This is a genomic window from Sabulicella glaciei (assembly GCF_026183895.1).
In the GTDB taxonomy this organism is placed as follows: domain Bacteria; phylum Pseudomonadota; class Alphaproteobacteria; order Acetobacterales; family Acetobacteraceae; genus Roseococcus; species Roseococcus glaciei.
The window spans coordinates 1-10173 of record NZ_JAPFQI010000042.1 but is presented as its reverse complement, the minus strand read 5'-3'; the positions used below and the strand labels follow the sequence as shown (position 1 = coordinate 10173).

At 67.5% G+C, this 10173-nt stretch carries 9 protein-coding genes and 1 pseudogene; 5 read left to right on the top strand and 5 right to left on the bottom strand.

The genetic code is table 11. From position 1 onward, the window contains the following. From OF850_RS23150 to OF850_RS23135, 4 genes are all read right to left on the bottom strand, one after another. The coding region (locus tag OF850_RS23150; RefSeq protein ID WP_301592756.1) for a Do family serine endopeptidase at positions 1 to 1148 on the bottom strand (1148 nt) is incomplete at its 3' end. Positions 1149 to 1410: 262 nt separating this feature from the next. Continuing rightward, the gene (locus OF850_RS23145; RefSeq protein ID WP_301592755.1) at positions 1411 to 1899 is read right to left on the bottom strand and encodes a cupredoxin domain-containing protein; all 489 of its coding nucleotides are present in this window, start codon (positions 1897 to 1899) and stop codon (positions 1411 to 1413) included. 716 nt (positions 1900 to 2615) lie between these two features. After that, complete coding sequence (locus OF850_RS23140) at positions 2616 to 3269, bottom strand: hypothetical protein (protein WP_301592753.1); 654 nt, start codon at positions 3267 to 3269, stop codon at positions 2616 to 2618. A 74-nt stretch (positions 3270 to 3343) separates the two neighbouring features. Next, positions 3344 to 3655, bottom strand: a complete 312-nt coding sequence (locus OF850_RS23135) for a PRC-barrel domain-containing protein (RefSeq protein WP_301592751.1) — start codon at positions 3653 to 3655, stop codon at positions 3344 to 3346. A gap of 3 nt (positions 3656 to 3658) precedes the next feature. Here OF850_RS23135 and OF850_RS23130 point away from each other — a divergent pair, with 3 nt between their 5' ends. From OF850_RS23130 to OF850_RS23110, 5 genes are all read left to right on the top strand, one after another. Next, on the top strand, positions 3659 to 4273 hold the full coding sequence (locus OF850_RS23130; RefSeq protein WP_301592750.1) for a hypothetical protein: 615 nt from the start codon (positions 3659 to 3661) through the stop codon (positions 4271 to 4273). Between the two features lie 105 nt (positions 4274 to 4378). Next, positions 4379 to 6571 carry a sensor histidine kinase gene (locus OF850_RS23855; protein WP_301592748.1) on the top strand — a complete coding sequence of 731 codons (2193 nt, stop codon included), beginning with the start codon at positions 4379 to 4381 and terminating at the stop codon, positions 6569 to 6571. Continuing rightward, entirely contained in the window at positions 6561 to 7247 is a 687-nt protein-coding gene (locus tag OF850_RS23120; protein ID WP_301592746.1) for a response regulator transcription factor, read from the top strand. The genes OF850_RS23855 and OF850_RS23120 overlap by 11 nt, the downstream gene beginning before the upstream one ends. A 16-nt stretch (positions 7248 to 7263) precedes the next feature. Beyond that, positions 7264 to 7815: a hypothetical protein gene (locus tag OF850_RS23115; RefSeq protein ID WP_301592745.1), complete on the top strand. Its 552-nt coding sequence runs from the start codon at positions 7264 to 7266 to the stop codon at positions 7813 to 7815. Between the two features lie 94 nt (positions 7816 to 7909). Then, positions 7910 to 9433 (top strand): MFS transporter, encoded by a 1524-nt coding sequence (locus tag OF850_RS23110; protein WP_301592744.1) that lies wholly within the window; start codon positions 7910 to 7912, stop codon positions 9431 to 9433. A gap of 633 nt (positions 9434 to 10066) precedes the next feature. On the opposite strand, the pseudogene OF850_RS23105 reads toward OF850_RS23110, so the two are convergent. Beyond that, positions 10067 to 10173: pseudogene (locus OF850_RS23105) on the bottom strand (IS5/IS1182 family transposase); the annotation flags it as partial.

The window sequence follows — 10173 nt, the reverse complement described above, 5'->3', positions numbered from 1 at the left end:
CGGGCGGCGACCTCGCGCCGGTCAGGCGGCGCACCCAGGCTGACCTGTTGCTCGCGCCGCTGCCCGTCGCGGTTGATCGTCAGCGCGAGGTTCGCCCCCGGCCGTGCGGCGGCCACAGCACCTGACAGGTCGCGCGGGCTGCGCACCGGACGGTCGCCCGCCCGCGTCACCACGTCGCCCGCCTTCAGCCCGGCGCGGTCGGCGGGCGAGCCCGGCTCGACGGCGGCAAGCAGCGCGCCTCCCTCCTCGACGCCCAGCGCCTGGGCCAGCTCGCGGTCCAGCGGCTGCAGCGACACGCCGAGCCAGCCGCGCTCGACCTTGCCGTCGTCGCGCAGGTCCTCGATCACACGCCGGGCCAACTGCGAGGGGACGGCGAAGCCGATGCCGATGTTGCCGCCCGAGGGCGAGAAGATCGCGGTGTTCACGCCCACCACCTCGTCGCGGGTGTTGAAGAGCGGTCCCCCTGAGTTGCCGGGGTTGATGGAGGCATCCGTCTGGATGAAGTCGTCATAGGGCCCGGCGCCGATCTGCCGGCCGCGGGCGGACACGATGCCCGAGGTGGCCGTGCCGCCCAGGCCGAAGGGATTGCCCATCGCAAGCACCGGATCGCCCACGCGAAGCGCGTTGCTGTCGCCCCAGGGGACGGTGGGCAGGGAGGCGCCCGCCTCGACGCGCAACAGGGCGATGTCGGTCTGCGGGTCGCTGCCGACGACACGGGCGGGCAGTTCGCGCCCATCGGCGAGTTCGACCGTGACGCGCTCGGCGCTGCCGATGACGTGGTTGTTGGTCACGACAAAGCCGCTGGCGTCGATGATGAAGCCCGAACCCTGGCCCATGGCGCGGCGGGGCTGCTGCCCGCCCGACCCGCGGCCGCTGTTGCCGCCGCCACCGCCAAAGCGGCGGAAGAACTCCTCGAGCGGCGAGCCGCGCATCTCGGGCGGCACCTCGCTTTCCGCCACCTGCGCCCGGCCCACCACCGTCACCCGCACCACCGCAGGCGCCACACGCTCGACCAGGTCCGCAAAGTTGTGCACCGCCACCTGAGGGGCGGAGGACGGCTGCGAGAAGGCAGGCTTCGCAGGGGCGGCAATGGTCACCAGGCCGCACGCAAGAAGGCTGGCACAAAGGCTCTTATAGGTCACCGCCATGATCGATCCTCCTTTCTGTACAGAGTACTTGTTGGCACCACGCGGGACGGGCGGAGGGCGGTCTCGATGAAGCTGGAACATCCCTGCGGCGGACCTCGGCATTCCGCGCAGACCTGTGAGCGACGCCGCGTGGTAATGCCCTTTCAGTCGGCCAGTTTCAGGCGGCAAGTGTGCGAGGCGGTGGTCTTTGTGCAGCCCGCCGGATGCCAAATCCTCAGCCTTCGCACGCAGCGCGGAGGCCGCCTGGTCCGGAAGCGCGTTGCTATCGGTCAACCACAACGATGAACCCCGACGCACGGACCGTGGAGAGGCCGCCCATTCCCTGACAGGCGTACGAAAACTCTCCGGCTGGTGGCGATTTGAGACGGACGGGCACCGTGCTGCCTGCCTGCACGAGAAAGCCTCCTGCCTCCGCGTTGTAGGTGGCGCTATCAGTCATGACCGCTTCCGAGGACCGGAAGAACTCTGGCGCCACGAACAGGGTGGGCCGGTTGGAATTGTTGATCAGGCGAAGGGAGACGTTCTGGCCAGAAGGCAACCGCATTCTCTGGGGGTCGCATCGCACGTTATCATTCAGGACATTGATCGTGAGTTCGACCTGCGTCAGAGGATGGGACGCCACATGGCCTGGAGGCGGCTGTTGCGCCATTTGTGCTGATGCTTGCCACGCGCCTAGGACCATCATTCCGGAAGTCAGCACAAACGTCCGCCGCCTCATCCGTGCCGAGCGTGCTTGCTTGAGGGTATCCATTGGATGTCTTTCCTTTGCTCAAGAAGGCCTGTGAGACGACCGAGGTGATCGAGAGAAGCCTTCAGCCGCTAGCCTCCAGACGCGAAGGAGATGGACGGAGGATCGTTGTCCTCCGTCCACCGGGGTCTTAACGGGTCGGGCTGGAAGTGCCGCTGCTCGAGCCGCTCTGGCTAGAGCCAGATCCGCCGCTGCTCCCTGAGGAACCCCCGGAGGGAGAGGTAGTGGAGGCCGAACTGGAGGAACCTCCCGGCGAGGAGCCTGCCCTCGAGGAAGACGAAGACGAACCGGAGCCGCCCTGCGCACCCGAGCCAGAGGAATTGAGCGCTGACGCCTGGGTCATCGCGGACTGGGTTTCGAGAAGCGCTTGGCGGGCCGCTTCCATCGCCCGATTGCGCTGCTCTCCAGCAGGCTGCTGTGCCATGGCCTGCACGGCCTCCCGAAGACGTTGGGATGCCTGGAACAAACGCTCCATCGCGCGACTGTATTCCACGTCGTTCGCCGGGACCGCCGGAGCCCCCTGCGGGTTCGCGCGGCGCCAGGCATCCTGGTCCGACTGCGAGGATCCGGGCTGCGCCTGCGCGGAACCCGATTGGCTACCTGACTGTGCGAAGGAAGCCGGAGCGATCACAACTGCGGACAGGGCCGCAGCGACGAGAAGGTTACGTTTCATCGGAATTGTCTCCATTCTCTCAAAAGGGAACAAGGGATCGTGGCCGCTAACGCGTGCCGCCGGACGAACCGCCGCCGGGCTGAGTGGCCGGGCCGCTTGCGCTCGATCCGGGCTGCCCTTGTCCGCTTGAGTTCCTCGTGGGCGCCATAGGTGGATTGACCAGCATCATGACGGTATGCCCATCCGGCGCGCGCGCCTGCACCAGGTAGGTCGCGTCCAGGATCTGCACGTCCTGGAAGCCGGCCTGCTGCAGCTGCTGACGAAGCCGTTGCTGCTGACCCTGCGCCTGGGAACCCTGAGGCGTCTGGGATTGCCCAGTGCTGCTCTGACCGCTGGAGGCGGACTGGTTCATGGCCGAGGCCTGCACCATGGCCGACTGGGTTTCAAGCAATGCCTCGCGGGCCATCTCCATGGCGCGGTTGCGCTGCTCACCGGGCGGTTGCTGCGCCATGGCCTGCACGGCCTCCCGGAGGCGTTGTGCCGCCTGGAACAGCCGCTCCATCGAGCGACTGTACTCGACGTCGTTCGCCGGGACGGCCGGCGCACCCTGCGGGCTCGCGCGACGGTAAGTGTCCTGGCTGGATTGCGACTGCCCAGGCTGGGCCTGCGTCGAGCCGGGCTGGCTGCCGCCAGAAGATTGCGCAATCGCCGGGCTGACCAAGGCGGCGCCAAGCAGCGCGGTGATAATTTCCTTCTTCATGGTCTGTTTCCTTCCGTTCTTCCGCTCGGGGTGGCAGCAGCGCCGGGCGCGCTGCCGCCATTTTCTGCCTTCGCTCAACGATACAGCCGCAGCCCCTCGCCCCAGCCACGCTCGCGCCCGTACTCGGCAACCCGGTCACTGTCGTAGCGAGGCAGGGCCTCCAGCTCCTCGCGGGTCATGTTGAGCTGCGCACGGTCGTTCTGGTTCGCGCCGAGCCGGATGCGCTCGACCGGCACCAGCGCCTGACGCTCGCCAAGCCCGAGGAAGCCGCCCCATTCGACCACCACGGCCCGCACGCGGCCTGACCTGTCGATCAGTAGGTTGCGGACCTCTCCGGCTTCGCGGCCGTTGGTCCCATAGACGTTCTTGCCCACGAGACCTTGCACGCTTTGCAGGTCGACGCCGGTCGTTTGAGCGGCTGGAGAGGTCTGTGCGCCGGGTCGCGGAGCATTGGCCTGTGGCTGGCTTGGCTGCTGCACCGTGACCTGCGGCTGGCCCGGCTGCTGCACCGTCACCTGGGGCTGCGCCTGCTGGACATTCACCTCGGGTCGCGGCTGCTGCACCGTGACCTGTGGTTCAGGCTGACGCACCGTCACCTGCGGAGCAGGCTGCTGCACCGTAACCTGCGGAGCAGGTTGCTGGACGGTGATCTGTGGCGCAGGCTGCTGCACCGTGATCTGAGCCCCCGAGCCCGCGGCACTACCAGCGCCACCAGGCTGCGTCTGGCTCTGGGCTTGAGTGGGCTGGGCCGGCTGACCGCCAGCTGGCTGCTGGGCAGAAGCCGTCGTCAGTACACCCATGGCAAGCATGGCGGCACCGGCGAGCAACAAGGGCCGAGCGGAAAGCTCGGCAGGAACTGTCACTTCTTTCAGGCAATTGTTCGTGTGGCGACGAGTCATTTGCTTCCTCCTAGCCCTGCGGGCACGCCGGGTGCGGATGAGCGCTGGATCGCGTTCTGCATCCCGACCTACCAGGGCGAGGTGGTCTTCCTCTTCCTCGGCTGAACTCCGAAGCGCTACGGAGTTGGCCGCAGAAACCGCTTCTAGCTTACGGCGTTGTGAAGGGTTGGTCGCGTCCCCGTGGATGACATGCTGCAGGAGTGCTTGCGAGTGACGACCAAGCCGTCTAGCGCAGATGGACCCTGGATCGCTCCTGTTGATCGACCTCGTGCCCGCTCCATTGCCTGGCATCTTGGCCTGCTCTGCGCCGGAATGCTGTTGCCGCTCCTCGCGCTCATGGCCGTCCTGCTCGTCGAAGTGGTGACGGACCAGCGCTCGCGTCACGAGGAGGTGGCACGGAACAGCGCTACGCGAATTGCCAGGGCGCTCGATCGCGGGCTCGTGGCGCTCGGAGCGATGGCAGATGTGCTCGCGACATCTGATCACCTCCTCGCTGGCGATTTCGATGCATTCCGCGCGAGAGTCCAGCAGCTCCCCCGCGGGGCCGAGGCGGAAGTCGTGGTCCGCGACGCTTACGGCCGCGTGCTGGTCGATTCAGAAAACCTGTTATCCGTCGAAGAGGACGTCACCGCCGCGGAGCAGGCGCGCGCCAGCGGAAGGATGCGGGTTTCTGGCTACCTGACCACGGGCGCCGGGACTGGCCCGGTCTTCGCGGTCACCGTCCCGGTGCCGGACGCCGGATTGGCGCGTGGCTGGCTCCTCAGCCTTCATGTTCCGCTGTCGGCGCTGGGCAAGCTCCTTGCCCCTGAGGATGTGCCCGCCGGCATGACCGCGACGATCACCGCCCGGGATGGAACAATCCTGGCGCGCAGCCGCGACGCAGCACGCCACGTTGGCACGCGTCCGATGCATGTTCGGCCGCGGGCGGATGCCACTGAGTGGCGGCAGGGCATCGATGCGGACGGGCTGCCCATCGTCCTGGCCTCCACGCCCGTGGAGGTCGCCGGCTGGACCGCCTGGGTGTTCCTGCCGGAAACGGTGTTCGCTGCACCCCTCCGTCGCTCACTGCTGATCGGAAGCGTGCTTTCCCTCTCGGTCGCGGGGCTAGCGATCCTCCTGGCGACCACCTTCGCGCAGCGCATCTCCCAGCCCCTCTCGATGCTCAGCACGGCGGTCATGAACGGAAACGATACGCCTCTCCCGGTGACAAGGGTGCAGGAGTGCAACGCGCTTGCACAGGCCTTCAAGGCGGCCCGCGCGGAGACACGAAAGCACGTCCGTACGCAGGACCAGCTACTCGCCACGCTGGACTTCGCGCAGATCATCGTGCGGGCGCCTGACGGCCGCATCATGGTCTGGACATCCGGCATGGAGCGGTTAACGGGTTGGAGCCGCTCGGAGGTGGCCGGGCGCAGCAGCCATGAGGTCCTTCGTACGGAATTTCCGACCTCGCCGGCGGCCATTGAGGAGGAGCTGCTGGCCCAGGGCGAGTGGCAGGGCGAGCTGTCCTATCGCCGTCGAGATGGCGCTCCGATCGTGGTCGCGAGCCACTGGGCGCTGCACCGCGACGACGGCGGTAAGGCGCTTGCGGTCGTGGAGGCTTGCACCGACGTGACGGCGCTGCGAGAGGCCGAGCACCGGCTACGGGAGGCGCAGGCGGATCTTCGTCACGTCGCGCGGCTCAACGAGATGGGCGCGGTAGCCGCGGCTTTAGCCCACGAGGTCAGCCAGCCCCTCACCGCAGCGTCCTCCTTCGCCGAAGCCGCGCTCCGGCTGCTCGACCAAGCGCAGCAAGGCGAGATGGAACTGGGTGAGGCCCGCGAGGCGATGCAGGAGGCCGCTGACCAGGCCGTGTTCGCCGGGCGCGTTGTGCGCCGGCTCCGGGATTTTCTTTCGGCGTCGGGCCAGGACCGCGCGGCGGTGGGTCTCAATCACGTCGTGCGCGAGGCGGTCGCCCTTGCTCTCGCCGGTTCGGTCAAGCAGGGAGTCAGCCTGAACCTCTCCCTGGCTCCTGGCCTGCCGCCCGTCCAGGCCGATGCGGTGCAGATCCAGCAGGCCGTGGTCAATCTCACCCGCAATGCGGTCGCGGCGATGGCCGGCGCTGCAACGCGCGTCCTCTCCGTCAGCACGGAACTCGCACCACCGGATGCCGTGGTCGTCAGGATCGCGGATACAGGGCTTGGAATCAGCGACGAAGTTGCCGCCACGCTCTTCACTCCCTTCGCGACCACCCGGCGAGAGGGCATGGGGATTGGCTTGTCGATCTCGCGGACCATCGTCGAGGAGCATGGCGGGCTTCTTTCCTGGTCGTCGGAGCCCGGCGAGGGCAGCACCTTCTGGTTCACGCTACCCATGTGCCAAGCGAATGAAGCAAAGGAAGGGGAAGCGCTGCATGCGAAATGAATCACGGACCGCCTATGTGGTGGACGACGAGGCTGCGGTGCGGCGGTCAGTATCGCTGTTGCTCCGCACCGAGGGGTTTGCGACCAGCGTCTTCGAGAGCGGCGACGCTTTCCTGGACGCGGCGTCCAAAGGGCTGCCCTTCGGATGTGTCGTGCTCGACCTTCGCATGCCTGGGCGCGACGGGATGGCTGTGCAGCGCGAGATTGTGCACCGCCGGCTCCCGCATCCGGTCGTGATTATCACGGCACATGGCGACGTGCCGCTCGCCGTCCAGGCTGTGAAGAGCGGTGCCTTTGACTTCCTGGAGAAGCCGTTCAGCGGCGAGGCGATCGTGCGGGCCGTTTCCGCGGCCCTCGAAAGCGCCAGCGAAGCCCACGCCGCGTCCGCGGAGGCCATGAATGCGGCGGCCCGGGTCGCGACATTGACGGGTCGGGAGATGGAGGTCTTGGAAGGCATGGTCGCAGGGCGACAAAACAAAATGATTGCCCGCGACCTAGGGATCAGTCCGCGTACCGTTGAGACATACCGCGGCAATGTGATGACGAAGCTTGGTGTGTACAGCATGCCGGAAGTCGTTCGGCTCGCGCTGGCTGCCGGTGTAGGATCCGGCAATACCAGAGGTACTCCTGTCGCTGTTGCGATGGCCACCACGCGGCCCGGAGCCGGCAGACTTTAACCAGAGAGGCACAACCGTGGCCGACAATTCCCTCCCCCTGGCTGCCCATTGGCTTCTCATCACGGGTTTGGCTGTGTCCGTCGCGTTGTTTCCGTCCGCACTGTGGCAGGTTGCGGAGGCCCAGAACCAACCAGACTCATCAAACAATGCGTCGCCGAGCGGGTTCATCGAGATCACTCCTGCCGAAGGCCGCGCCCCGGTACACCTTGCCACGTCGCAGGTCGTGCGGGTGGGACGGGTCGAGAACCACACAACGATCGACACCGCAGCCTGGGTGCAGCAGCGGACCATCGAGCCAGCTGAGGCACTTGCCGGGCGCCTCCGGAATGCCGGCCAGCGCCTGGTCACCTTGACCGATCTGAACCATGGCCGTGTCTACTTGGCGCTCGACAGGATCGTCCTTGTTCGGGAGTCCAACGAACGGCACGCCGCCGGGGCACGCGCGGCCATCGTCATGGTCGGCCTCCGCTTCAACACGGACATCGCGGTGCGGGAGACCGCCCAGGACGTGATGGCGGCAATCCGGCGTGAGGGTCGAGCGTCGGGCCCTGGTCCTGCATCGCCCTAGACGCCGTCTGCGCGGCCGCATTCTCGCCAATGCGCGGAGACCGGAACCAGGCAGGGCGATAAAAGAGGACCACCCGCCACTCAGGAGGACAGGCTTGCTGAAACCTTTGCGACGGCTGAACCGGCGAACCCTGCCCCCGCTGATGATCTACGCCGCCGCGGGTGCCAGCGGCTTTGCTGCGATCGCGGAAACCTTCTGGGTGCGCGAGAGCCTTGGCCTTTCCCCGCAGGCGCTGCTGGCGCTCGCGGCCTGGATGACCGTGCCCTGGACCCTGAAGATGGTCTTTGGGCACCTGGTGGACACGGTGCCGATCCTCGGCTCCCGCCGGCGCGCCTACATCCTGTTCGGTGCCACGGCCCAGGCCGCTGCCTACCTGGCTCTGGCCGCGGCAGCGGCGCGGATGACCGGTCCCTTCGCGACCGAGGCTGTCTATGTCGCCGCCTCGTTGCTCGCGGTGCTTGGCCTTGTCGTGCAGGATTGCGTGGCCGATGCGCTGACGACGGAGGTGGTGGACCGCACCGCGCCGGACGGCACGCCGCGCGAGCCGGCCGTGGTGCAGGCCGAACTGGGGGACGTGCAGGTGCTCGGCCGCGTCGCGTTGATGGGCGGAGCCTTCGCGGTGGCAGGGCTCGGCGGCCTGGCGGCGCAGCGCATGCCGGTCGCGACGGTCTTTCTCCTTGGCGCCATGGCGCCGATGCTGTCGGTGTTCGCGGCGCTTCTCCTACGCGAGGACGGCGCGGCGCCGCACGCAACGGTGCGAGAACGCCCAGACCCACGCATCCTTGGCGGCGGGGCAGCCTTTGCCGCGGTGCTGCTTGCGCTGGGCATCCTCGATCCGCCCTTCGCGCCGGAGATCGGGCTGGCAGTGTCGCTCGGCGTCATCGGCTGGCTCCTCCGGCGGACGATGGCGGGCGTGCCGGCGCGGACACAGGTGGCGATGGCGGCCGCGGCGACGGTGATCTTTGCATTCCGCGCCGCCCCGCCACCGGGTCCTGCCCTGCAATGGTGGCAGATGGACGTGCTGGGCTACGACCAGGGCTTCTTCGGTGTCCTCGCGCAGATCGGAACCGGGCTTGCGATCGCGGGCTCGCTCGTCCTCGGCGGGCGGATCGTGCGCGCGCCGCTTGGGCGCGTGCTGGGCTGGCTTGCGGTGCTGGGCGCCGTGCTGTCGCTGCCGACGATCGGCATGCTGTTCGGCCTGCACGAGTGGACGGCGGTCCAATTCGGCTTCGGCGCGCGCACCATCGGTTTGGCAGATACCGTGCTTTCCGCGCCTCTCGCACAGCTCGGCATGATTCCCATGCTGACGCTGATCGCGGTGCACGCCCCACCTGGCCGGCAGGCGACCTGGTTCGCGCTGGTGGCCTCGCTGATGAACCTCGCTCTGCAGGCGGGCAACGTGATCTCGCGAGGTCTGAACGCAGCATTCCCGGTGGAGCGCGGCGATTATGCCACTCTGCCCGCACTGGTGATCGCAGCAACCGCATTAGGCCTTGTCCTCGCGCTGGGTGCGATCGCGCTGCTCGGCCGCTGGATCCGACCTGCTATCGTCACGCCCGGTGCGCCCATCCTGGCTTCAGAAGCGGAAGAGCGGTCAGAGGCGAGGCTCAGACCATGAGCGGGATCACAAGTCGCGACCATCGCCCTGTTCTCGCCCGGGCACGGAGACTGGGTTGCCAGTTCCGCCGGGGGCCAGTGCGGCCCGACCACCCCAACGAACGAACCAAGGCGAAGCAAGCGAAAGACGGCGCCTCTGGATGGCCTTGGCTGGGGCTCCCCCGCTCTGAAGCGCTGAGTGGTAGGCAGGCTCCCTCCGATAGTACATTCACCTCGTGCAGGGTCTACAACTCCCGGTGCCGCTGGGCGGGGCGTTCCGCCATGCCCTGTTCTTTCGCAAGGTCCTGCACGCGCTCACGGGCCGGTTGTTGGCGCTACCGCCCCTAACCCTCCACCGCCCGGCCGGGCGGTGGGTGTTGAGCCTCGCCGGGCGCGGCCGCTAGCGCGGCGGCATAAGCTGCCAGGACGAGCGGCGTGCCGCGAAGCGGCCTGCAGGCATGAAAACGTACATGTGCCCTCACCTGATTCAGGGAAACGCGAGGTTCCTTAATTAGGGCGCGGCTAAAGTCTGGCAGGCTGCGGTTGGTGTGTCCTATATGCCGCCGCGGCGACCACCGAAGTTCGGTTTCTGGCAACACGCCCTGGCATCCGCGCACGTGCAGAGAGACTGAAGGCTGGGGACTACTTAAAGCATCTAACAGAACCGCTTGATTTGGCTAAGGCAGACGAGAGCTGCGGCGAGGGTGGCGAAGGCAAGGTGGATGTCGGCGCGACGCTCGTAGCGCACGACGAGACGACGGA

Bases quoted from the DNA above. Each gene is read 5' to 3' on its own strand.
- OF850_RS23140 (WP_301592753.1), bottom strand. From the start codon at position 3,269: ATGAAGAAGGAAATTATCACCGCGCTGCTTGGCGCCGCCTTGGTCAGC.
- OF850_RS23145 (WP_301592755.1), bottom strand. From the start codon at position 1,899: ATGGATACCCTCAAGCAAGCACGCTCGGCACGGATGAGGCGGCGGACG.
- OF850_RS23120 (WP_301592746.1), top strand. From the start codon at position 6,561: ATGCGAAATGAATCACGGACCGCCTATGTGGTGGACGACGAGGCTGCG.